This window comes from Thermomonas fusca DSM 15424 (assembly GCF_000423885.1).
In the GTDB taxonomy this organism is placed as follows: domain Bacteria; phylum Pseudomonadota; class Gammaproteobacteria; order Xanthomonadales; family Xanthomonadaceae; genus Thermomonas; species Thermomonas fusca.
This window is the reverse complement of record NZ_AUIV01000007.1, coordinates 14,992-37,898: the sequence shown is the minus strand read 5'-3', so window position 1 is coordinate 37,898 and position 22,907 is coordinate 14,992. Positions and strand designations below refer to the sequence as shown.

Sequence of the window (22,907 nt, the reverse complement as noted above, 5' to 3'; positions counted from 1 at the left end):
AATCAATTGTCTTCGAGCGCCAGCTTGGCGGGACGTTCCAGCCAGCCGCCTGCGCCATCCGGAACCAGTTCGACCAGTTCGATCCGGTCTTCGTAGACGCCGGTCACCCGGCCGTCGCTTTGCCCCAGGTAAACCCCCGGCATTACCCGGTAGGTCACCTTGTCCGGGGCCATCACCAGCGCCACCAGGTTCTTGCCGCCCCCCAGCGAGCCCACCATTTTCAGGCTGTCCAGCGAAAACATCTCCAGCGTCTGCTTGCGCCGGCCCGGGTCGGGCCGCGGGCCGCTGCTGGAACCTTCCCCGCTGAAGGCCTGGTCGAACGGGTCGCGCATGTTCTGCGCGGTGTATTCGAACGTTTCGAACTGCTGCATGACCGGAAGCGGATCCAGCGGCGGGGCGGGTTTGGCCTTGACCTCGGCCACCCATTTCTCCAGGTCGCCGCGGCCGCTGCCGCAGGCGGCCAGCAGGCCGCACAGGAGCAACACGGACGCCAGGCGGAAGACGCGACTAAGCGATGTCAGGCGCATGGTCACTTGCCCTCCTTCTTGGCGGCGTCAACGGCCGCCTCGGATTGCGCCGCCTCTTCCTCGTCCAGGTAGCGGTAGGTCTTGACCGTACCGGCCAGTTCCAGCGCACTGTTGGCACCGATGCGGGCGTTCGGGTTGTCCTTGGTCTTCTTCGGCTGCAGCGAGATGTCGTGCATGGTCATGATGACCACCCGCGGCAGCGATGCCACGCCGCTCACAAAGGCGCCGAACTGGTGGTAGCTGCCCACCATCCGCAGCATGATCGGCTTCTCGGCGTAGAACTCCTGCTTCGCCTCCGGACCGGGCTGGAACAGGTCGTTCTGAATGCCGGTGGCCAGCGCGGTCTGCGAGATGTCCACGATCAAGTCGGGCATTTCGGTCTTGCTGGGCAGCTGCCGCAGCATCTGCTGCAACTGCTGCTCCATCTGCGCCAGCTGCTGCTTGAGCGGTTCCAGGTTGGCGGCGCGGCCCTGCTTGGTCTCGAACTCGGTACGCAGCTCGGTTTCCTGCGCCTCGAGCCCCTTGAGCTCGTCACGCTTGCCACTGACCACCAGGAACCAGGCCAGCACGACCAGCAACAGCACGATCAGGCCGCAGAAACCCAGCTGCGCCTGGCGCGGCCAGCCGCCGATGTTGTTGAGTTCCAGTTCGCGAAGGTTGACCTTCTTTTTGTTGTTCACGAGGCGGCTCCTCCAGCAGCAGGCGCGGACGCCTTCGGCGCGACCGGCGCCTTCGTCGCGGCCTCGCCGTCCTTGGGCGCGTTCGGATTGGCCAGCTTGACCTTCAGGGTGAATTCGTAGGGCAGGCCGGTATTGCCTTCCTTGGCCTCGATCACGTTCAGATCGGGGTTGGTCATCCAGCCCGAGCTTTCCAGATTGCGCATGTAGGTCGAGACCCGCGCATTGGACTGCGAGCGACCGCTCAGGGTGAGGATATCGCCCTCCTGCTTGATCGCGGTCAGCGCCACCCCGTCGGGGATGGTGCGGACCAGCGAGTCGAACAGGTGCACCATCTGCGCGCGGTTGGCCTGCAGCTGCTCGATCACTTCCTTGCGCGCCAGCAGCTTCGACTTCTTCTTGTCGAGCGCCTCGATCTCCTTGATCTGGCCATCGACCTTGGCGATCTCGCCGCGCAGGTATTCGTTGCGGGCGGTCTGGGTGGAAACGCGGCCGCTGTAGAAGCTGTAGATCAGGAACGACAACAGCAGGCCGGCGACGACCGCCAGCCCGACCATGCCGGCGAATTCCTTCTGCCGGGCCTTGCGGCGCTCCTCGCGCCACGGGAGGAGATTGATCCGTGCCATCAGTCGAAGCTCCTCAGTGCCAGCCCGCAGGCGATCATCAACGCCGGGGCGTCCTGCGCCAGGGCATGCGCCTGCACGCGCGGGCCCAGCGTCATCTGCGCCAGGGGGTTGGCCATCACGCTCGGGATACCGAGCTGCTCCTCCACCATCGCGGCGATGCCGGGGATGGAAGCGCAACCACCCGCCAGCACCACCTGGTCGACACGATTGAACTCGCTGCCGGCGTAGAAGAACTGCAGCAGGCGGCTGACCTGCTGGACCATGGCTTCCTTGAACGGATCGAGCACCTCGATCTCGTAGCTTTCCGGCAGCCCGCCCTGGCGCTTGGCCAGGCCGGCTTCCTCATAGCTCAGGCTGTAGCGGCGCATGACCTCGTCGGTCAGCTGCTTGCCGCCGAACACGTTCTCGCGGGTGTAGATGCTGCGGCCACCGCGCAGGACGTTGAGCGTGGTCATGGTGGCGCCGACGTCGACCAGCGCCACCAGGCCGTCGCGCGGCACGTTCAGCGTCGGCGCCATCAGCGCGAAGGCGTTCTCGATGCAGAAGGCCTCGACGTCGATGACCTTGGCGGTCAAGCCGCCGAGCTCGAGCGCCGAGGCGCGGATCTCGACGTTCTCGGAGCGCGAGGCCGCCAGCAGCACCTGCACCATCTCGCTGTTGCCGGGCATCGGTCCCAGCACCTCGAAGTCGAGGTTTACTTCCTCGACCGGGTACGGGATGTAGTTGACCGCTTCCAGCTCGATCTGCGATTCCAGCTCGTCCTCGTTGAGGGCGGCGGGCATCGGGATCACCTTGGTGATCACCGAGGAGCCGGACACCGCAGCGGCGGCGTTCTTGATCCGCGTTCCCGAACGCGCCACCGCGCGGCGAATCGCTTCGCCCACGGCCTCGACCTCGACCAGGTTCTTCTCGACCACGGCATTCGGCGGCAGCGGCTCCACCGCGTAGTGCTCCACGCGGTAACGGTCGCCGGTCCGCGCAAGCTGCAGCAGCTTGACCGCGGTCGAACTGATGTCCACGCCGATCAACGGCGGTTGCGTCTTCGTCCCCAGACCCACGGTATCTCCCCTTGCCACATGCGCTTACGCGCAACAGGTGCTGTACTACATGAATAACGGACTTTTCACGACAAGGCAACCGGTTTCCACCGATGCACAAGTCTGACATGCCCCATTTCGCCCTGTCCGGTTTCCATTTACGCATGCGCGAAGGGAAACCGGCCACCCCCGTGGGCCGGTCGTTACCGGCGCCTACTCTATACTCCGCAGCCCCGTTTGCTGCAATCGGAATCTGCGCCCATGCCCCGCATCCCCCGCCTGTTGCGCTGGATCCTGCTCGGCGCGGCCGCCGTCTGCCTGGCCGGCGGCGTGGCGCTCGGCATCATGGTCTACGCGGTCAGCGCCCGCCTGCCGGACGTGCAGAGCCTGCGTTCAATCGAACTGCAGGAGCCGATGTACGTGTACGCCCGCGACGGCCGCCTGATCGGCCTGTTCGGTGAAATGCGGCGCTATCCGGTCGAGATCGGCAAGGTCCCGCTGCGGGTCAAGCAGGCATTCCTGGCCGCCGAGGATGCCAATTTCTACGACCACCACGGCATCGACGTGAAGGGCGTGCTGCGTGCGGTCTGGCTGCTGGCCAAGACCGGCGGCCAGGAACGGGTGGCGGGCGGCTCCACCATCACCCAGCAGGTGGCCAAGCAGTTCTTCCTCAGCTCCGAGTACAGCTTCCGGCGCAAATTCGCCGAAATGCTGCTGGCGATGAAGATGGAGCGGGAGCTTGCCAAGGACGAGATCTTCGAGCTGTACCTCAACAAGAGTTTCTTCGGCAACCGCGCCTACGGCGTGGCGGCGGCGGCCGAGTTCTACTACGGCAAGAGCCTGGACCAGCTCAGCCTGGACGAAGCCGCCACCTTGGCCGGCATCCCCAAGTTCCCGTCCAGCGGCAACCCGCTCAGCAACCCCGAGCGCGCGCGCATCCGCCGCGACAACTACATCCTGCCTCGGATGGCGGAGCTGGGCTTCGTCAGCCGCGCCGAGGCCGAGGCCGCGCGCCGCGCGCCCATGCACGCCAAGCCGCACGAGCGGGAGATCGAGGTGTACGCGCCCTATGTGGCGGAGATGGTGCGCCAGCAGATGCTGGAACGCTTCGGCGGTGACGTGCTGAACAAGGGTTACCACGTCACCACCACCATCGACCCGGTGTTGCAGGCGGCCGCAGACCGCGCGGTGATGGATGGGCTGCGCGTGTACGACCGCCGCCACGGCTGGCGCAAGCCAGAGCAAACCGTGCAGATCCCGGAAGGCGCCGACGCCACCACCATCGGCCAGCTGCTGCGCGCGATCCCGACGCAGAACGACCTGTTGCCGGCGGTGGTGGTCGACACCGCCGGCGGCCGCCTGACAGTGGTGCTGCGCGACGGCAGCGAACTGGCGTTGAGCGGCAGTGCCATCGCCTGGACCGGCAAATCAGCTGCTTCGCTGGCCAGGCGCGGCGACGTGGTGCGCGTGCGCCGGCTGCCCGCCCCCACCGACAAGCCCGAGGCGCCACCGCGCTGGGAAATCGACCAGATCCCGCGGGCACAGGTGGCGCTGGTGTCGCTGGACGCCGACAACGGCGCGCTGCGCGCGCTGGTGGGCGGTTACAGCTTCGCCGGCAACAAGTTCAACCGCGCCACCCAGGCACGCCGCCAGCCCGGCTCCAGCTTCAAGCCCTTCCTCTACGCCGCGGCCTTCGAGCGCGGTTTCAACCCGGCCTCGATCGTGCTGGACGCGCCGGTGGTGTTCAAGGACCGCCGCGGCAAGGAATGGCGGCCGCAGAACGACAGCGGCAACTTCGCCGGCCCGATGCGCGTGCGCGAGGCGCTGGTGCAGTCGCGCAACCTGGTGTCGGTGCGCCTGCTGGACACCATCGGGGTGGAGTACGCACGCCGCTACATCAGCCATTTCGGCTTCGATGAAGCCAGCCTGCCGCCCAACCTGTCGATGTCGTTGGGCACCGCCTCGCTGACGCCGCTGTCGGTGGCCCGCGGCTACGGCGCGTTCGCCAACGGCGGCTTCCTGGTCACCCCGTGGGTGATCGACAGCGTGCGCGATCGCGACGGCAAGGAGGTCTTCAAGGAGGCCGCGCCGGTCGCCTGCCCATCCTGCGCGGTTGCCACCGTTCCCGGCCGGGCAGTCGCCGCACCGGCCACCACGCAGGTGGACGGCTTCGACCTCGGTCCGGCTGGCGCAACCGCGTCCGCGGCAACCGCCGGCAAGCCGGCCGCGCAACCCGCCGCCACGCCGCCGCCGGTCGATCCGGACATCCTGGTCGCCCCGCGTGCGATCGATCCGCGCGTGGCCTGGCAGCTGGCCTCGATGATGCGCGACGTGGTCAAGCGCGGCACCGCCACCGCCGCGCGGGTGCTGAACCGCGAGGACGTGGGCGGCAAGACCGGTTCCACCAACGACCACCGCGACGCCTGGTTCTCCGGCTTCGGCGGCCCGTACGTCACCACCGTCTGGGTGGGCCGCGACGACTTCCGCTCGCTGGGCTATCGCGAATACGGCGGCAAGGCGGCGCTGCCGATCTGGATCAGCTACATGCAGGTGGCGCTGAAGGGCCAGCCCGAGCGGCTGCCCGAACCGCCCGCCGGCATGGTCAAGGTCGGCGTCAGCGCCAACGGCAGGCTGCTGCCGGGCGGCGAAGGCGGCATCGTCGAATGGGTCAAGGCCGAAGACCTGCAGCGGATGGAAGAGGAATCGCTGGTCGAGCCGGAAGTCGATGAACAGCCGACCGAGGAATCCTTCGACATCTTCTGACGGCCAACCTTCGTCACGCGCAGCCCGCTGCCCGCTCGGGTACAGTCGGCGCAGGTCGCCATGAGGTTCCGTCGATGCCGGACAGCCGTCAGCACGCCCATGCGCACCTGCACGCGCAGACCCGCACCCGCGAGCGCCGCCAGCGGCTGGCGCATGAAGCCGCCCGGCTGATGGCCGAAGGCGGCATCCGCGATTTCCACATGGCCAAGCGCAAGGCCGCACAGCGGCTGGGCATCCTCGACGACGCCTCGCTGCCGCGCAACCGCGAGATCGAGGACGCACTGCGCGAATACCAGCGGCTGTTCCTGGGCGACCGCCAGCCGCTGGAGTTGCGCCGCCGTCGCGAGGCCGCGCTGCGCGCGCTGGAGTTCTTCGCCGGCTTCCGGCCGCGGCTGGTCGGGCCGGTGCTGGAAGGCACCGCCGACGCCCGTTCAGCGGTCGACCTGCACCTGCACAGCGACGATCCCGACGCGGTGCCGCGCTGGCTGGACGAACACGGCATCCCCGCACAACCGCGCAGCCGCCACCTGCGGCTGGATCGGGAGCGCGCGCTGGACGCGCCAGGCTGGCTGTTCAGCGCCGAAGAGCTTGCCTTCGACGCCACCGTGCTGCCGCTGGACGGCCTGCGCCAGGCCCCACTGTCCGGCATCGACGAACGGCCGATGCAGCGCGCTTCGGCGGCGCAGCTGCGCGCGCTGCTGGCCGAGGAGGAAATCCGCGCGCACCAGCACCCCTGACAAGCCCGCGGCCAGCGAAACCCCGCTGCCCGGCCATGCCGCGGGTCGCATCGCACAAAAGAAAACGCCCCTTGCGGGGCGTTTTCGTTGCGACGCTGTGGCGCTGGCTCAGCGCTTGGCCATCGCCAGGTAGTCGCGCTGGGCCGAGCCGGTGTAGATCTGGCGCGGGCGGCCGATGCGGTTTTCCGGATCTTCCTGCTGCTCCAGCCAGTGGCTGACCCAGCCGGCGGTGCGGGCGATGGCGAACATCACCGTGAACATTTCCACCGGGATGCCCAGCGCCTTGTAGATGAGGCCGCTGTAGAAATCGACGTTCGGGTAGAGCTTGCGCTGCACGAAGTAATCGTCCTTCAGCGCCGCCTCTTCCAGCCGCACCGCCACTTCCAGCAGCGGATCGTTGACGTTGAGCGCGCCCAGCACGTCGTGGGTCATCTTGCGCACCAGCGCCGCGCGCGGGTCGTAGTTCTTGTAGACGCGATGACCGAAGCCCATCAGGCGGAAGCCGGATTCCTTGTCCTTGGCCTTGTCGATCGCCGACTTCACGTTCTCCGGCCGGCCGATCTCGGCCAGCATCTTCAGCACCGCCTCGTTGGCGCCGCCGTGCGCCGGGCCCCACAGCGCGGCCACGCCGGCGGCCACGCTGACGTACGGGTTGGCGCCGGTGGAACCGACCAGGCGCACGGTCGAGGTGGAGGCGTTCTGCTCGTGGTCGGCGTGCAGGATGAACAGCAGATCCATCGCCTTGGCAGCCACCGGGTTCAGCTCCAGCGGCTCGCTCGGCACTTCCTTCATCATGTGCAGGAAGCGGGTGGTGAAGTCGAGGTTGTTGCGCGGGTAGCGGATCGGCCAGCCGATCGAATAGCGGTAGCAGGCCGCCGCGATGGTCGGCACCTTGGCGATCAGGCGGATCGCGGCCAGGCGGCGCTGCTCCGGGTCCTCGAGGTCGAGGTCGTTGTGGTAGAAGCTGGCCAGCGAGCCCAGCATGCCGGTCAGCATCGCCATCGGATGCGCATCGTGGCGGAAGCCGTACAGGAAGGTGCGGAACGCCTCGTGCATCATCGTGTGGTGGGTGACTTCGTGCTCGAAGCCGTCCAGCTGCTGCGCGTTCGGCAGCTCGCCGTGCATGAGCAGGTAGGCCACCTCGGTGAAGGTGGAGTTCTCGGCCAGCTGCTCGATCGGATAGCCGCGGTACAGCAGCACGCCGGCGTCGCCGTCGATGTAGGTGATGGCCGACTTGCAGCTGGCGGTGGCGCCGAAGCCCGGATCGTAGGTGAAGCAGCCGGTTTCCTTGGGCAGCTTGGCGATGTCCACGCAGGGCTGGCCCAGGGTGGGCTTCAGCACGGGCATGACGACCGATTTGTCGCCTGCGGTCATGGTGATCTGGTCAAGTTCGGACACGGCGCAACTCCATTGGGGGTGCCCGGCACGCGGCCGCTCGGGGCCATGCGCCAGCGCATGGGAAAGCGGAATTATCGCATATGCGGCCAGTCCGGCACCCCGGACAAAAGTCGCAGGCGCCTGACCCGGATCAACCAAAACGAAACGGCCGCCCAAGGGCGGCCGCTCATGCACACGCTGTCGCGGGCGCTTACTTCTGGTAGCGCTTTCGGAACCTGTCGACGCGGCCGCTGGTGTCCATCACCTTGTTCTGGCCGGTGTAGAAGGGGTGCGAGGACGACGAGACTTCCACCTTGATCAGCGGGTACTCGTTGCCGTCTTCCCACTTCACCGTCTCCTTGCTGGAGAGGGTCGAGCGGGTCAGGATCTTGAAGTCCGAGGTCACGTCCTGGAAGACGACGTCGCGGTATTCGGGATGGATGCCGGCTTTCATGATGGAAACTCTGGGAAGTGGAACGGGAGAAAGAGCCGCGCATTATAGCGACGCCCGCCCTCCCCGTGCAACCGGCCCGGATCCGGCGCCGCGACCCGGCTCAGCAAGCAGCCAGCGCGCGCTCGATCGTCGCCTCGAACCGCGCCTGGTCGTAGCGCATGAGGATGGCCACGTTGTCGGCCGCGCCGGTCTGCCGGTTCCAGTCCACGATGGTGGCGCCGCGCGCGTGCTGGCCGGCGGTTTCCACCGCCAGCGGGCGCTCCAGCAGCTCCTGCGCGCCCTCCGGCTGCAGCGCCAGCGCCATCGCCAGCGCGTCGGCGGCGTGCCAGCGCTCGCCGCGCCCGGCCTTGGCCCAGGCGCGGGTATGCTCGGAAATCCCGGCGTAGAAGCGCGCCCGCGGGGACGCCGCGGCCAGCCAGCGCTCGGCGTCGTCATGGCGGAACCCGTGTGCCAGCACGGCTTCCCAGTCGGCCAGCTCGACCATCGGGAAGGCCGAGAACACGATATGCGCCGCCTCCGGGTCGAAGGCGATGTTGAATTCGGCAGCCGCGCTGATATTGCCGTGGGCGCTGACCGCCGCGCCCATCACCACGCATCGCTTGATCCGCTGCGGCAGGGTCGGATCCAGTTTCAGCGCCAGCGCGAGGTTGGTCAGCGGCCCCAACGCCACCAGCAGCAGCCTGCCGGCGTGTTCGTGCGACAGCCGCAGGATGGCCAGCGCGGCGTGCTCGGTTTCGGCGGCGCGGGCGGCCGGCGCGTAGCCGGTGTCGCCGAAGCCGTCGCGGCCGTGCACGTAGGCGGCGTCGCGGGCCGGGAACACCAGCGGCGCATCGGCACCGGCGAATACCGGCACGCCCACCCCACAGACCTCGCACAGCTTCAGCGCGTTGGCGACGGTATGGCGCAGGCCGACGTTGCCGGCGGCGATGGTCAGGCCGACCACCTCATGGCGAGGGTCGTCGAAGGCCATCAGCAGGGCCAGCGCGTCGTCCACGCCGGGGTCGGTATCAATCAACAGGGGAATGCGGTCATGGCTCATCGCCGCATTATGACCGCAAGCTGCGGGTGCTCAGCGATAGCGGCGCAGGTAGCGTTTCTCGAACGCGGACTTGGCCCAGTGCATCGCCCGCAGCGGTGGCAGCGCACGTGAGCCGCCGGTCTTGCGGGTCACCAGCAAACCGCGATCCAGCGTATCGACGATGCACACCAACTCGGCGGTGAACGCCTCCTCCGCCGGCTCGCCGCGCAGGGTGCGCAGCAGGTTGCGCGCGGCCACCTCCGCCTGCAGGTCGGCCTGATGCGCCTGCTTGGGCAGCCAGTCCGGGCCGGGGAAACTGCCGCCGTCGCCGGCGACGAAGATGTGCTCGAACCCGGGCACGCGGCACTGCGCGTCGCCCTGCACGAAGCCACCGGGCGAACGCGGCAGCGGCGTTTCGTCCAGCCACGCCTGCCCGGTCAGGCCGGGCATGAACAGGGTCATGGCGCTGGCGATGCGGGTGCGTTCCAGCTGCACCGCATCGGCCTCGAAACGCTGCGGCTTCTCGCCCAGCACGGTGTCGATGCCGCGCTTGCGCATCTCGCCGAGGATCAGGCCGACCGCCTTGTCGCCCATCCGCTGGCCCGGCTTTTCCGACGGGCTGAAGAAGACCAGCCTGAAGCGATCGCGCCGTCGCTGCCGACGCAGCAGGGTGTCGATACCGAACGTGAACTCGAACATCGGGCCGCCGCGCATGGCGATGGGTTCGTTCGGGTTGCTGCCGAAACCGAAACAGAGGGTGCCGCCGTCTAGGGCGATGAGGCGGTCGCGGATCGCCTCGCCGGCATCCACGCCCTCGCAGGGAATGATCGCGTGCTCGATGCCGGGAAGCTTGCGCAGGAAGCGCGCGCCGGTTGCGATGATGAGGCCGTCGTTGGCGACGTCGCCGGCGTCGGTGTGCAGCACGCGCCCGTCCGCCGACAGCCCGGTGGCGCGCGCACGATGGAAGCTGATGCGCTCGCGGCGCAGGAAGTCGTCCAGCGGCACCACCAGGTCGGCGCGGCTGCGCAGGCCCGAGGGAATCCAGATCGTGCCCGGCAGGTAATGCAACTCGGCACGCGGCGCAACCAGGGTCAGCGACGCGTCGGGCGCGTGCTTGCGCAGGGTGCGCAGTGCGGTCAGGCCGGCAAAACCCGCGCCGACGACGGTGATGCGTTCGCCCATGTCGCCTACTCCACGATCCCCAGCGCCTGCCGGACCTTGCCTTCCAGCCCGGTGACGCCGGCCGACTTGCCGATCTCCAGCGCACGCGCAGCAGCCACGCCGTCGAATTCGTGCTGTTCCAGCGCCAGCAGCGCGCCGGCGCGGTTGCCGCTGGCGCAGTGCACCAGCACCCCGCCGCCGTGCGCCGGCGCAAGCGCCGCATGCAGCGCGCGCGCATTGGCCGGATTGATGCCTTCGGCGCCGCTGACCGGGATTTCGATGTAGTGCAGGCCGGCTGCGCGGACTTCGGCGGCCTCGTCGCGATCCTTCAGCTCGCCCGGCGGGCGTAGGTTGACCACGGTGCGCACGCCACGCGCCTTGATCGCCTGCCAGTCGCTGGCCGCCGGCTGGCCCGCGGTGTACAGCCCCCGCAGCGGCTGCAGCAGCGCCACCGAGGTCGCCGCCGGCGGCGCATGCGCGCAGCCGGTTGCCAGCGCGAGCGCCAGCAGCAGCGCTGGCAACACGGTTCGCCGCTGCGCGCTCATGCCTGTGTCTCCTGAGAAGGCGACAGCTCGTCGAAGGCGCGCAGCGCTTCCGCCGCGTAGATCATCGACGGGCCGGCGCCCATGTAGATCGCCATCGACAGGGTCTCGAGGATTTCCTCGCGGCTCGCGCCGGCCTTGATCGCGGCCTTGGCGTGGAAGCCGATGCAGCCGTCGCAGCGGGTGGCGATGGCAATCCCGATCGCGATCAGCTCCTTGGTCTTCACGTCCAGCGCGCCGGGCTTGAGCGCTTCACGGGCCAAGGCGGAGAAGCCGCGCATCGGATCCGGCGCACCCTCGCGCAGCTTGCCGATGGCGGCATTGAGGTCGTCGATCAGCTCGGGATAGGACTGGCTCACGGAAACACTCCTGCAATCAAAGGTACTGGCGCGTCCAGCGCACGATATCAGCCGTGCCCATCGCACCGGCCTGGCGCGCAAGCTCCCGCCCCTCGCGGAACAGCACCAGGGTGGGAATGCTGCGGATGCCGAAGCGCTGGCCCAGCACGGTTTCGGACTGGGTATCGATCTTGCCCAGGCGCAACTGGGGCTCCAGCTGGGCGGCGGCCGCCTCGAACTGCGGCGCCATCATCCGGCACGGACCGCACCACGGCGCCCAGAAGTCCACCAGTATCGGCAGGCTCGCGCGCTCGACATGCGCCTGGAAGTTGTCCAGCCCCAGCGCCAGCGGGTGCGCCGCAAACAGCGCAGCGCCGCACTTCCCGCATTTCGGCGCTTCCGCCAGCCGCGCATCGGGCACGCGGTTCAGGCCGTTGCAGGACGGGCAGGCGACGATGGTGGAGGGCACGCTCATGCGGCCTCCCCCGCGCCCCCGGGCACATATTCGGCGCCATCGGCATCGATGATGCGCACGTCCACCTGCATGCCTTCGCGCACGCTCTGGGTGACGATGCAGAACTCCTCGAACTGCGCCAGCACGCGCTCGAAATGCTCCAGTCCGGCCGCGGCATCCGACAGCCGGATCGCAACCTCTGCGCGCGGGATGCGCCACCGCCCGTTTTCGTTGCGCGCCTTGTGCGCCACGATTTCGGTGCGGATCGGGCCGGGCGCGTTCCTGAACTTGCGCAGCGCGAACAGCAGGCTGGCCGACAGGCAGTTGGCCACGCCCGCCAGCAGCAGGTGCGAGGGATTCGGACCCGCGCCCGCGCCCAGCGGCGCGCTTTCATCGGTGTGCAGTGCATCCAGCCCGGCGCCCTCGAAACTGATCCGGAACGCGTAGGGTCCTTCCTGTTCCAGCAGCAGCCGGATGCCGTCGTCTTCGCTCATCGGGTTCCTCCATTCGGTTGCTCAGGCATGGCCGGCACCCGCCGCCCTACTTTTCAGCACGTAATACAGCAACGGAATCACCACCAGCGTGAGGACGGTGCTGACCAGGATGCCGAAGATCAGCGAGATCGCCAGGCCGTTGAAGATCGGGTCGTCCAGGATGAAGAACGCGCCCAGCATCGCCGCCACGCCGGTGAGCACGATCGGCTTGGCGCGCACCGCGCAGGCGTCGATCACCGCGTCCACCAGCGGCACGCCGCGTTCGGTCTCCTGGTTGATGAAGTCCACCAGCAGAATGGAATTGCGGACGATGATCCCGGCCAGCGCGATCATGCCGATCATGCTGGTGGCGGTGAACTGCTTGCCCAGCAGCGCATGGCCGGGCATCACCCCGATCACGGTCAGCGGAATCGGGGCCATGATGACCAAGGGCACCAGATAGCTGCGGAACTGCGCCACCACCAGCAGGTAGATCAGCACCATGCCGGCGGCGTAGGCGATGCCCATGTCGCGGAAGGTTTCGTAGGTGATCTGCCACTCGCCGTCCCACTTCACCGCATAGCCGCTGGTGTCCGCCGGCTGGGTGATGAAGGTCTGCGCAAGCTGCTGCCCCGCCACCTTGTGGTCATCCAGCTGGCCGACGATGCCGAACATGCCGTACAGCGGGCTGTCCAGCGCGCCGGCCTCGTCCGCGGTCACGTAGACCACCGGCAGCCCGTCCTTGTGGTGGATGGCGCCGTCCCACGTCGCCTTCTCCACTCGCACCAGCTCGGACAGCGGCACCAGCTGGCCCTGCGCACCGCGCACCTTCAGAGCCAGCAGCGAGCCCAGCGCGGCCTGGTCCTGCGCCGGCAGGCGCAGACGCACCGGGCGCGGATACTTCGAGGCGCCGTCGTGCACGTAGGTGGCGTCCAGCCCGGACACGCCCATGGCGATGGCGTCGGCGATGGCCGACTGCGGCACGCCGAGGCGGGCGGCGCGCGCACGGTCGACCACGACCTGCTCGCGCGGCGCGGCGGCTTCCACGGTGGTGTCGATATCGACGATGCCTTGGGTCGTGGCGAAGCGTTCCTGCGCCAGTGCCAGCGCCACCTTGCGCTGGCCGGCGTAATCCGGGCCATACACTTCGGCCACCAGCGGCGAGAGCACCGGCGGGCCCGGCGGCACCTCCACCACCTTCACCGAGGCGCCGTATTTCGCCCCGGCCTTCGCCAGCATCGGCCGCATCGCCAGCGCGATCTCGTGGCTCTGGCGATCGCGCGCGTGCTTGTCCAGCAGGTTGACCTGCAGGTCGCCGACATTGCTGCCGCTGCGCAGGAAATACTGCCGCACCAGGCCGTTGAAATTGATCGGCGCGGCGGTGCCGGCGTAGGCCTGGTAGTCCAGCACTTCCGGCACCGTATCGAGCCTGGCCGCAAGCTCGGCCAGCAGCGCATTGGTCTGCTCCAGCGTGCTGCCCTCCGGCATGTCCACCACCACCTGCACCTCGGACTTGTTGTCCAGCGGCAGCATCTTCAACACCACCAGCTTGAACACCGCCAGCGACGCGGACAGCAGCACCAAGCCCACCATGCCGGCGAACAGCAGGCCGCGCTTGCGCGCCGCGCCGTCGCCGCGCAGGAACGGGCTCATCACTTTTTCGAACAACCGGTGCAGCCAACTGGCCTGCGCGCTCTTGTCGGGAGCGCCTTCGTGCGCGTGGTCGCCTTCGGCCGCATGTCCGTGGCGGGACAGCAGCTTCAGCGACAGCCACGGCGTGACGATCAGCGCAATCGCCAGCGACAGCAGCATGCCCACCGAGGCGTTGATCGGGATCGGCCGCATGTACGGGCCCATCAGCCCGGAGACGAAGGCCATCGGCATCAGCGCGGCGATCACGGTGAAGGTGGCCAGGATGGTCGGCCCGCCCACTTCGTCCACCGCCGGCGGGATCGCCTCTGCCAGGCTCTTGCCGCCGCGCGCCATGTGCCGGTGGATGTTCTCCACCACCACGATGGCGTCATCGACCAGGATGCCGATCGAGAAGATCAGCGCGAACAGCGAGACGCGGTTGAGGGTGAAGCCCATCACCTTGGAGGCGAACAGGGTCACCGCCAGCGTCAGCACCACCGCCGCGCCGACCACGATGGCCTCGCGCCAGCCGAGCGCGAACAGCACCAGCAGCACCACGCTGCCGGTGGCGAACACCAGTTTCTGGATCAGCTTCTGCGCCTTGTCGCTGGCGCTGGCGCCGTAGTCGCGGGTCACGCTGACCTGCACGCCCTGCGGGATCAGTTCGCCCTTGAGTTGTTCGATGCGCTGGGCAATCGCGGTGGTGATATCGCTGGCATTGCTGCCGGGTTTTTTCGCAATGGCAATCGTCACTGCCGGCGCGCTGCCGGCCTTCGGCCCGGCCCGGCCCGTGGGTGCGCCGTGCCAGACGTACTGGCGGGCAAGATCGCCGCGCGCCTCGATGGTGGCCACGTCGGATAGCAGCAGCGGCTTGCCGCCATTACTGCCGACCACCAGCCCGGCCACGTCCTCGGCGCTGGCCAGATAGCTGCCCGCCGTCACCGGCACCGCGCCCTGCGCCGCGTCCACGCGCTCGCCGGCCTGGTGCACCATATTGGCCGCCTGCAGCGCCTGCGCCAGATCGTTGCCGCTCATGCCGTAGGCGGCCAGCTTGGGCGCATCCAGCGTCACCAGCACGCTGCGGTCGGGCGCGCCGATGGTGTAAACGTCGCGGGTGCCGGGCACGCGCTTGAGTTCGGCTTCCAGCGTATGCGCCACTTCGCCCAGCGCGGTGGCGTCCATGTGCGGATCGTCGCTCCACAGGGTCAGCGCCATCACCGGCACGTCGTCAATGCCCTTGGGCTTGACGATGGGCTGGCCGACGCCGGCGCGCTGCGGCAGAAAATCGGCGTTCGAGAACACCTGGTTGTACAGGCGCACCAGCGCCGGCTGGCGCTGCACGCCGACTTCGAATTCGACCGTCAGCACCGCCATGCCGGGGCGGCTGATCGAATACACGTGCTTGACGCCCTCGATCTCCGAAAGTTTCTGCTCCAGCGGCGTGGCCACCCATTGCTCGACGTCGCGCGCGCCTGCGCCATCGAACGGGACGATGACGTTGGCCATGGTCACGTCGATCTGCGGCTCTTCCTCGCGCGGCGTGATCGCCACCGCCAGCATGCCCAGCAGCAGGCCCATGATCGCCAGGATGGGGGTCAGCGGATTGCGCTGGAACGTCGCCGCCAGCCGCCCGGAAATGCCGAAACGCTGACCGTCAGTCACGGCTCGCCTCCGCCGCCTTGCGCTGCGCGGCAATCGCCCGGGTGGCGGCCACCGGATCGCTGGCCACCACCTCGCCGGCCTTCAACCCGGCAATCACCTCCACCGCATCGCCGCTGCGCGCGCCCAGCCGCAGCTGGCGCAGCAGCAGGCGGCCGTCCTGCACCACGTACACGCCAGACAGCTCGCCGCGCTGGGCAATGCTGGCGGCGGGAATGCGCACGCCTGCCGCCGGCGTGCCGGCCCGGCCCTGCGCATCGGCGCTGAACACCACCTTGGCGGTGGTGCCCGGCGCCGGCTGTGGCTCCAGCGCCGGCAGGTTCACGCGCACGTTGACGCTGTGGCTGGCCGGATCGGCCGCCGGGAATACGACCACCTCCGAAGGCGCGAACCTGCGGCCATCGCCCAGCAGCACCTGCGCGCGCGGATCCCTGCGGATCGCCTCGGCGCGGGTCTGGGGGATGGCGACTTCCACGCGCAACACGTCCGGCGCGTACACCGCCAGCAGCGGCATGCCGGGGGCGACGGTCTCGCCGGGCTCGACGTCACGCCGCGCCACCACCCCATCGAACGGCGCACGCACCACCGTGTACTGCGACTGCTGCGCGGCCTGCGCCAGCATCGCCGCGGCGGCGTTGCGCGCGGCGGCGGCGGAATCGCGCGCCGCCCGCGCCTGGTCGATCTGCGCCTTCGACACGTACTGCGCCTCGGCCAGCGCGGCAAAGCGCCGGTAGTTCTGCTCGGCTTCGGCGGCGGAGGCTTGCGCGGCGCGCAGCTGGGCGCGCGCCGCGTTGGCGGCGGCGTCCTGCTCCACCGCGGTGATGCGCAGCAGCACTTGGCCGGCGCGGACGCGGTCATTCACGTCCACCGCGACGGCCGACACCCGGCCCGACGTCTGCGCGGCCAGGTCGGCGCGGCGCACCGCCTCGACCACGCCGTCCCAGCCCTGCCCGGGCAGGGCGCCACCTTCGGCCACGGTGAACGTGACCAGGTCCCTGGGCAGGACCGGCGTGGCGACGGGAGCATCGCCGCCGCAGGCCGCCAGGGCCAGCAGGGTGGGCAACAACAGGGGCCGCAGCTTGCGCATCATTTTCTCTTCTCCGGCACCGGCATCAGCAACGATTGCAGGACGCGGCATCACCGCGGCCGATGCCGAGCTTCTTCATCACCATCGCTGCGGGGCAGAAACCGGTGAACGCAGACTGGAACAGGTTGGCGCCGATGAACACGGTCAGCCAGAAGAAGTTGGGGTGGACGAACTGGGTCAGCAGCACGCTGACCAGCACCATCACGCCGGCGAATGCCTGTACGGCTCGATCGAGGGTCATGTCATTTCTCCTTGGGGGGTCTGGATTCAGTTGGAACGCTTGACGTCCTTCAACCGCTCGATGCCGAGCAGGCCGAGGATGTATTTCTCGTAGATCGGCTCGCTGGTGCCGTGGCGCATCTTGTAGAGGAAGTACTTCTCGAAGCCGATCTTGGCCAGGTGCACCCACTTGCCGATCTTGGTCCAGGTGACGTTGCGGGGCGGGATCTGCGGCAGCGCCACGAAGGCCGCGCCGGTATCGCCCATGTCGGCCAGGCAGACCGCGTTCCAGGTGCCTTCGAAATCCGCCGCCTCGCCCTTCAGTTCGGCCTGGATGTTCTTGACGATGGTGGTGACCATGGACTCGATCATGAAGCCGGTCTTGGGCGCACCGGTGGGAATCGGGGTCGCTTCCACCGGTGGAATCGCCACGCACACGCCGGCCGAGAAGATCTTCGGGTACTTCGGGCTGCGCTGGTGCCGGTCCACGATCACGAAGCCGCGCGGGTTGCACAGGCCCTCGACCGCGGCCACCGCCTCGACGCCCTTGAACGCCGGCAGCAGCATGGCGAAGGCGAACGGCAGCTGCTGCGGCTCCAGCGGCTGGCCTTTCTCGTCGTGCGGCACCACGGTCATCTCGCCGTCGCGCACCTCGGTCACCTTGCTGTTGACGACCCACTTGATGTGGCGCTGGCGCATCTCCGATTCCATCAGCCCCTTGGAATCGCCGACGCCGCCAAGGCCCATGTGGCCGATATAGGGCTCGCTGCTGACGAAGGTCATCGGCACCCTGTCGCGCAGCTTGCGCTTGCGCAGGTCGGCATCGACGATCATCGCGAACTCGTAGGCCGGGCCGAAGCAGCTGGCGCCCTGCACCGCGCCGATCACGACCGGGCCGGGATTCTGCAGGAATGCCTGGTAGGCCTCCCACGCATGCGCGGCGTGCGGGGTGGTGCAGACCGACTGGGTGAAACCGGCGTCCGGGCCGGTGCCGGGCACTTCCTCGAAGGCCAGCTTCGGGCCGGTGCAGACCAGCAGGTAGTCGTAGCCGATGCGCTCGCCCTTGCCGGTGATCACGGCATCGCCGGCGGCATCGATCTGCGCCACGCCACTGCCGTCGAAGCGGATGCCGTGGCGGCCGACGTGTTCGGCCACGTCCAGGCTGATCTCGTCGCGCTTGCGCCAGCCCACCGCCAGCCAGGGGTTGGACGGCGTGAAGCCGAAGCTGTCGCCGTTGCCCACCAGCACGATCTCGTGCCCCTTGCCCAGCGTTTCGCGAAGTTCGTAGGCCGCGCTCATGCCACCAAGCCCGGCGCCCATCACCACAATCCTGGCCATCTTCCACCCCCGCTCTGCCGAATCGGCAGGAATAAATTAGCTGTTGCTTATATTAGTGTCAACTGATATAAATTCAAGCCACGATTTCCCGCCCGATTCCGCGCCCACGGCATGACCAGAACCCACCCTTCCCCTCCAGCACCGGCTGCCGCCATGGACCCGGAAGCCATGCGCGCGCATGCCGGCGATGCCGCGCGCCTGTTGCGCGCGCTGGCCAACGACAAGCGGCTGATGCTGCTGTGCCTGCTGTTTGGCGGCGAGCGTTCGGTGGGCGAACTCAATGCGAAGGTCGATCTCAGCCAGTCGGCGCTGTCGCAGCATCTGGCGGTGCTACGCAACGACGGGCTGGTGACGACGCGGCGCGAAGCGCAGACGATCCTCTACGCCCTGGCGGAGGGCCCGGCCCAGCGCGTCATCGAAACCCTGCACGGCATCTATTGCGGCGCCGATCCCGCCTGCGAGGCCTGAACGCTACGCAGCGGCAAAGCGCGCGGCACCACCGATCCAGCGGTCAACGATGCGATCCGCCAGCTGCGGCGCTTCGGCAAGCAGCCGGTCGGCGAGTGCATGCACCTGCGGCAGCAGGTCGGCATCGCGCGCCAGGTCGGCCATGCGGAAGGCGGCCAGCCCGGTCTGGCGGGTGCCGAGCAGCTCGCCGGGGCCGCGCAGCTGCAGGTCTTTCTCGGCGATGGCGAAGCCGTCATTGGTCTGGCGCAGCGTATCCAGCCGCTCGCGCGCCATCGCCGACAGCGGCGACTGGTACAGCAGCACGCAGCTCGATGCCGCGCTGCCGCGACCGACCCGCCCACGCAGCTGGTGCAGCTGGGCCAGGCCCAGACGCTCGGCATTCTCGATCACCATCAGCGAAGCGTTGGGCACGTCCACGCCCACTTCGATCACCGTGGTCGCCACCAGCAGGCCCACCTCGCCCTGCTTGAACGCGCGCATGGTGGCCTGCTTCTCCGCCGCCTTCATGCGCCCGTGCACCAGCGCCACCCGCACACCGGGCAGCGCCGCTTGCAGCGCCTCGAAGGTGGACTGCGCGGCCTGCGCCACCACTTCCTCGGACTCGTCGATGATCGTGCACACCCAGTAGGCCTGGCGGCCCTCGGCGCAGGCTGCGCGGATGCGTTCGACCAGTTCCGGCCGGCGTTCCGCGGCCAGCGCGATGGTGGTGACCGGGGTCCGGCCGGGCGGCAGCTCGTCAATGGCGGACACGTCGAGGTCGGCGTAGGCGCTCATCGCCAGCGTGCGCGGGATCGGCGTGGCGGTCATCACCAGCTGGTGGGGCACGCTGCCCTTGCCCTTGTCACGCAGGGCCAGCCGCTGGTGCACGCCGAAGCGATGCTGCTCATCGACGATGGCCAGCGCGAGGTCATGGAAGTCCACGCCTTCCTGCATCAGCGCATGGGTGCCGACCACGACTTGCGCCGCGCCCGAAGCGACGTCCCGCAGCGCCTGCGCCCGCGCCTTGCCGGTGACCTTGCCGGCCAGCCAGCACACGCGCAGGCCCAGCGGTTCCAGCCAGCCGCGCAGGTTGTTGAGGTGTTGTTCCGCCAGCAGCTCGGTCGGCGCCATCAGCGCGGCCTGGCGACCATCGACCACGGCGAGCAGCGCCGCCATCGCCGCGACCACGGTCTTGCCACTGCTTATGTTAGCAAGGGCTTTTGCTGGCTATTTGTTCAGGGAAGCCTCTACCAAGAGTGGCTGTTGATCTAGGCTTTTGCTTGAGCCTGAGCCTTCAACGACAAAGTCAAAGTAGGCGTGCGTGCGCCGAAGACGCTGATCACCGCGACCAATTCAAGCGATCAGCAAGTCGATCTCACTATCAACCTAATGCTGGCTGCTCGCCCCCTTTCACAAGAGAACCAAGCGATCCATATTCATGGCGCCAACTTCACGAATTGGCGCCGCTAACATCGCCCAGCCACATGACACTGCATCGAAGCTCTGCCCACTGCCGAGCATTACGCAGAAATTCCTCCGTTGATCCGGAGTACTCGATGAACGCCTGCGCCTTTAGTTGCTGGGTGCTTAGCGTCGGATCGATCAACTCTCCGTTCCGACGGACGACCGAGTGCGCGCGAACATAGATCCAGTTCGCACCAACTATGTGCTCGACCAAAAAACCGGGGACGAGGGTGCCGCCGTGATTACACACATAGGCGGCGGCGTTTTCGTGACACCTGGCCTCCTGAGCATCGGCGTAGGGAACGGACCTCAGCGGGCTCCCACGGTGGTTAACTTGCCACTGGGTGAGCACATCGCCTGCTACTTCCATGTCCCGTTTCGACCAGATCGTCATTGCCTAAGCATCCCATATCTTTATCTTTTATGAGTCATGCCACGAATCCGGCAAACAGGGAATTGTCGGCGAGCACTCCCAACACCTGATCATGTAGCCGGCGGCATGATCATCAAGGTTCGGTCTGCTGGCGCGGTCGACTCGGTGCATGCAGTAGCAAGTCTGCGAACGACTCGACGATCGGTTTCGAACTCGATCCCGATGGCGAAGTCGGCATGTTTCATCGCAGCGCCTTAGCAGGTTGCCAACATCGGATTAGTTCAGCGGTGGACCATAGAACCGCTCAACGCCCGGGTGCGACAGGTACGCCGGTTTCCCTTTCGTGGGATCGAACGCTGTGATGTCCAGCGCCAGATGGGATCGAGCGCATAAGGGCTGGATGGCTGTAATCGTGGCACGGACCGCGCGTTCGGCATATTCGGCGGCTACGGCCAGCGCAATCAGCAAGCTCCGCTCGGTCGGCGCCTGCGAGGGTGCCACTTCCAGCAGGTAGGCCGCCTCAACAAACGACAACTGCGTGTAAAGCGCCGTCAGACTCGGCATCAGCCAAGCTGGTGGATCAGCCTGCTCGCTCACGAGGAAGGGGTTCTCATCATCCAGATGGAATTGTTCGACACGGGCGACCGCACCGGTCTTCAGCAGCGCGTCAACCTCTTCCGGGTACAGGACGCAGCCCCCGTCGTTCGGATTCAACATGAAAGTCGCGCCTGGCGCGCCCGCCAGCAACTCGCGCCCTGTGAGCTTCACGATTCGCACCCCGCCTTGCCCGGCCCTTTGGGCCTTAGCCTCCGAGGAGAAGAACGGCACGGCATAGAACCCGTCCGGGTGTCGGAACTGGATCAGACGCACCCGCGAGTGATCATCCGACAGCGGTGCATGCGCATAGACCCAGGCGCCGAGCAGGCATCGGAAGAATGTGCGCTCCTCTTTCCCATCTGCGCGGGCTCGCTCGAGAAGCCCTTCGAGTTCTGCTACACCAGTCACAGCCATATCTAAGAAATACTTAGGACGGATGCAGCATAGCGCGGCATGGGTAGCTGCCGCTAACTTCTTCTCCGCCGCGGCCACGGCGGCATGGCCCTCACCCGCGACCAAGGCGCATGCATGGCGCCCCGTGAGACCAGCACCGACTCGGTACCCTGCGCCCTTGAAAACCGTGACGGGCACCCCAATATAGAGGGGTGTCGGGCCAATCTGCACCCAGTACTGGGGTTTGTTTATGTCGCAGCGCATGCGACAGGGTGCGTGCAGGCTCAGGAGTGATCACTCCAAGAGGGGCGTATGGGCGGAGATTCAGGGGAACCAGCAGCGAGGTCCCCGCGGACACTACGGAAGCGGGGACGAGATCCGTCGCCAGCGACGCAGCGGGCGGTCTGGGCTCGCAGCGGGGGTATCTGCGCCCGCCCCGGTTGTGGCGTCGTCTTGTACGAAGACCCCGTGTTCTTCAAGACCCGCCCCTTTGGCGAGTTGGCCCATAACGTAGCCGCCAGCCCGGACGGCCCGCGGGGCGACGCGAAACGATCCCCACAACTCTCCGATGACCCGGACAACTTGATCCTGCTCTGCCCCAACTGCCACACCTTGGTCGACAAGCCCGGGTGGCAGCAGGACTATCCGGAAGCGTTGCTCGCCCAATGGAAGCAGCAACATGAAGGGACCATTCGGGTGGCCGGCCAGCATAGCCATGGCCGTGTCGCGATCGGCCTCCACTACCTCGGCGTGATTGGCCAGCAGATCGCCGCGGGAAGTCCGAACACCATTCCGCAAGCGGCGATCCAACGCGGCCTCGTGCTCACGCAAAAGCCCTTTGAACTGCGCATCGACGCAAGCGCCTACGCGCCTCAAAGCCCCGACTACTGGCGCCATGTGGTGGCAGAGGTCCGCAAGCAGGTCGGGCTGCTGCAGATGCAAGGCGCGGGTCAGCCCGCCATCGGCCTGTTTGGCCTGGCCGACATGCCAGCGCTGATGGCACTGGGCTTCGCGCTCGGCCACGCCGCCGAACTCTATCCGTTCCAATGGGATCGCTACGCCCACAGCTGGCTGTTTCCGGCCAACGACGCGCCCGCCAGCGCATTCCGCGTTGAGTGGCCGGACTCTCTGGATGCTCCCGTGGCCCTCGTTTTTTCGCTGTCCGGCACGATCGATCACGAGCGGGTGCGCGCCGCGTTTCCCGACAACTCCCCCGTGATCATCCATGTGTCCGTCGACCTGCCTCGGTTGGACCTGGTGCAGTCCGCCGCAACGATCGATGCATTTCGTACTGAAGTGGCCGGGCTGATCGCCCGACTGGAAACGGTCTTGCCCAAGACCACGCCGATCCATGTGTTCCCGGCCATGCCCGCTTCCTTGGCGGTGGCGTTTGGCATGGCGATCAAGCCAAAAGTTAGCTTCCCCATCCAGGTCTACGACGCCGAAGGCCCGAATGGTTTGTTTCATCCGGCACTGTCCCTCCCGCTGCTCCCGTCTTCCTAGGAGACACACGC

The 22,907-nt window shown here is 67.6% G+C and carries 21 protein-coding genes and 2 pseudogenes; 4 read left to right on the top strand and 19 right to left on the bottom strand.

The window, feature by feature from the left end:
* Positions 1-2: 2 nt before the first annotated feature.
* The 4 genes and pseudogenes from G582_RS0103615 to G582_RS0103600 form a co-directional block, all read right to left on the bottom strand.
* Complete coding sequence (locus tag G582_RS0103615; protein ID WP_138347466.1) at positions 3-527, bottom strand: pilus assembly protein PilP; 525 nt, start codon at positions 525-527, stop codon at positions 3-5.
* A 2-nt stretch (positions 528-529) separates the two neighbouring features.
* Complete coding sequence (locus G582_RS0103610) at positions 530-1,207, bottom strand: type IV pilus inner membrane component PilO (RefSeq protein ID WP_028838666.1); 678 nt, start codon at positions 1,205-1,207, stop codon at positions 530-532.
* Positions 1,207-1,830, bottom strand: a pseudogene (locus G582_RS15340) (PilN domain-containing protein); the annotation flags it as partial. The gene G582_RS0103610 and the pseudogene G582_RS15340, both read right to left, overlap by 1 nt.
* Positions 1,830-2,888, bottom strand: coding sequence for a pilus assembly protein PilM (locus G582_RS0103600; RefSeq protein ID WP_028838665.1), 1,059 nt, complete (start codon positions 2,886-2,888; stop codon positions 1,830-1,832). The gene G582_RS0103600 and the pseudogene G582_RS15340, both read right to left, overlap by 1 nt.
* A gap of 240 nt (positions 2,889-3,128) precedes the next feature.
* On the opposite strand from G582_RS0103600, the gene G582_RS0103595 reads away from it, so the two are divergent.
* Together G582_RS0103595 and G582_RS0103590 are read left to right on the top strand one after the other, a co-directional pair.
* A complete protein-coding gene (locus tag G582_RS0103595) occupies positions 3,129-5,630 on the top strand; it encodes a penicillin-binding protein 1A (protein ID WP_028838664.1) in 2,502 nt (833 codons plus the stop codon).
* Positions 5,631-5,704: 74 nt separating this feature from the next.
* Positions 5,705-6,367 carry a hypothetical protein gene (locus G582_RS0103590; RefSeq protein WP_038052721.1) on the top strand — a complete coding sequence of 221 codons (663 nt, stop codon included), beginning with the start codon at positions 5,705-5,707 and terminating at the stop codon, positions 6,365-6,367.
* A 108-nt stretch (positions 6,368-6,475) separates the two neighbouring features.
* Here the strand turns inward: G582_RS0103590 and G582_RS0103585 are convergent, their stop codons facing one another.
* From G582_RS0103585 to G582_RS0103530, 12 genes are all read right to left on the bottom strand, one after another.
* Positions 6,476-7,765: a citrate synthase gene (locus tag G582_RS0103585; protein WP_028838662.1), complete on the bottom strand. Its 1,290-nt coding sequence runs from the start codon at positions 7,763-7,765 to the stop codon at positions 6,476-6,478.
* Between the two features lie 190 nt (positions 7,766-7,955).
* Entirely contained in the window at positions 7,956-8,198 is a 243-nt protein-coding gene (locus G582_RS0103580) for a type B 50S ribosomal protein L31 (RefSeq protein WP_028838661.1), read from the bottom strand.
* Between the two features lie 100 nt (positions 8,199-8,298).
* On the bottom strand, positions 8,299-9,237 hold the full coding sequence (locus G582_RS0103575) for a nucleoside hydrolase (RefSeq protein WP_028838660.1): 939 nt from the start codon (positions 9,235-9,237) through the stop codon (positions 8,299-8,301).
* 30 nt (positions 9,238-9,267) lie between these two features.
* Positions 9,268-10,398, bottom strand: coding sequence for an NAD(P)/FAD-dependent oxidoreductase (locus G582_RS0103570; RefSeq protein ID WP_028838659.1), 1,131 nt, complete (start codon positions 10,396-10,398; stop codon positions 9,268-9,270).
* Positions 10,399-10,403: 5 nt separating this feature from the next.
* Complete coding sequence (locus G582_RS15335) at positions 10,404-10,922, bottom strand: protein tyrosine phosphatase family protein (protein ID WP_051246610.1); 519 nt, start codon at positions 10,920-10,922, stop codon at positions 10,404-10,406.
* On the bottom strand, positions 10,919-11,278 hold the full coding sequence (locus G582_RS0103560) for a carboxymuconolactone decarboxylase family protein (RefSeq protein ID WP_028838658.1): 360 nt from the start codon (positions 11,276-11,278) through the stop codon (positions 10,919-10,921). Before G582_RS0103560 ends, G582_RS15335 begins: the two co-directional genes overlap by 4 nt.
* A 16-nt stretch (positions 11,279-11,294) precedes the next feature.
* Positions 11,295-11,732: a thioredoxin TrxC gene (gene trxC / locus G582_RS0103555; protein ID WP_028838657.1), complete on the bottom strand. Its 438-nt coding sequence runs from the start codon at positions 11,730-11,732 to the stop codon at positions 11,295-11,297.
* On the bottom strand, positions 11,729-12,205 hold the full coding sequence (locus G582_RS0103550) for an OsmC family protein (RefSeq protein WP_028838656.1): 477 nt from the start codon (positions 12,203-12,205) through the stop codon (positions 11,729-11,731). The genes trxC and G582_RS0103550 overlap by 4 nt, the downstream gene beginning before the upstream one ends.
* 21 nt (positions 12,206-12,226) lie before the next feature.
* On the bottom strand, positions 12,227-15,478 hold the full coding sequence (locus G582_RS0103545; protein ID WP_028838655.1) for an efflux RND transporter permease subunit: 3,252 nt from the start codon (positions 15,476-15,478) through the stop codon (positions 12,227-12,229).
* Positions 15,471-16,565, bottom strand: a complete 1,095-nt coding sequence (locus tag G582_RS0103540; protein WP_028838654.1) for an efflux RND transporter periplasmic adaptor subunit — start codon at positions 16,563-16,565, stop codon at positions 15,471-15,473. Before G582_RS0103540 ends, G582_RS0103545 begins: the two co-directional genes overlap by 8 nt.
* 22 nt (positions 16,566-16,587) lie before the next feature.
* A complete protein-coding gene (locus tag G582_RS0103535; RefSeq protein WP_028838653.1) occupies positions 16,588-16,803 on the bottom strand; it encodes a YgaP family membrane protein in 216 nt (71 codons plus the stop codon).
* A 26-nt stretch (positions 16,804-16,829) separates the two neighbouring features.
* On the bottom strand, positions 16,830-18,119 hold the full coding sequence (locus G582_RS0103530) for an NAD(P)/FAD-dependent oxidoreductase (RefSeq protein ID WP_028838652.1): 1,290 nt from the start codon (positions 18,117-18,119) through the stop codon (positions 16,830-16,832).
* Between the two features lie 153 nt (positions 18,120-18,272).
* On the opposite strand from G582_RS0103530, the gene G582_RS0103525 reads away from it, so the two are divergent.
* On the top strand, positions 18,273-18,587 hold the full coding sequence (locus tag G582_RS0103525; RefSeq protein WP_028838651.1) for an ArsR/SmtB family transcription factor: 315 nt from the start codon (positions 18,273-18,275) through the stop codon (positions 18,585-18,587).
* A gap of 3 nt (positions 18,588-18,590) precedes the next feature.
* On the opposite strand, the pseudogene G582_RS15330 reads toward G582_RS0103525, so the two are convergent.
* From G582_RS15330 to G582_RS17440, 3 genes and pseudogenes are all read right to left on the bottom strand, one after another.
* Positions 18,591-19,775: pseudogene (locus G582_RS15330) on the bottom strand (ATP-dependent DNA helicase RecG); the annotation flags it as partial.
* A 241-nt stretch (positions 19,776-20,016) separates the two neighbouring features.
* The gene (locus tag G582_RS0103515; protein ID WP_028838650.1) at positions 20,017-20,424 is read right to left on the bottom strand and encodes a hypothetical protein; all 408 of its coding nucleotides are present in this window, start codon (positions 20,422-20,424) and stop codon (positions 20,017-20,019) included.
* Positions 20,425-20,679: 255 nt separating this feature from the next.
* Positions 20,680-21,519, bottom strand: coding sequence for an SseB family protein (locus tag G582_RS17440; protein ID WP_169380548.1), 840 nt, complete (start codon positions 21,517-21,519; stop codon positions 20,680-20,682).
* Positions 21,520-21,861: 342 nt separating this feature from the next.
* Between G582_RS17440 and G582_RS0103505 the strand changes: the two genes are divergently transcribed.
* On the top strand, positions 21,862-22,896 hold the full coding sequence (locus G582_RS0103505; RefSeq protein ID WP_169380546.1) for an SAVED domain-containing protein: 1,035 nt from the start codon (positions 21,862-21,864) through the stop codon (positions 22,894-22,896).
* The last annotated feature ends 11 nt before the right edge of the window (positions 22,897-22,907 follow it).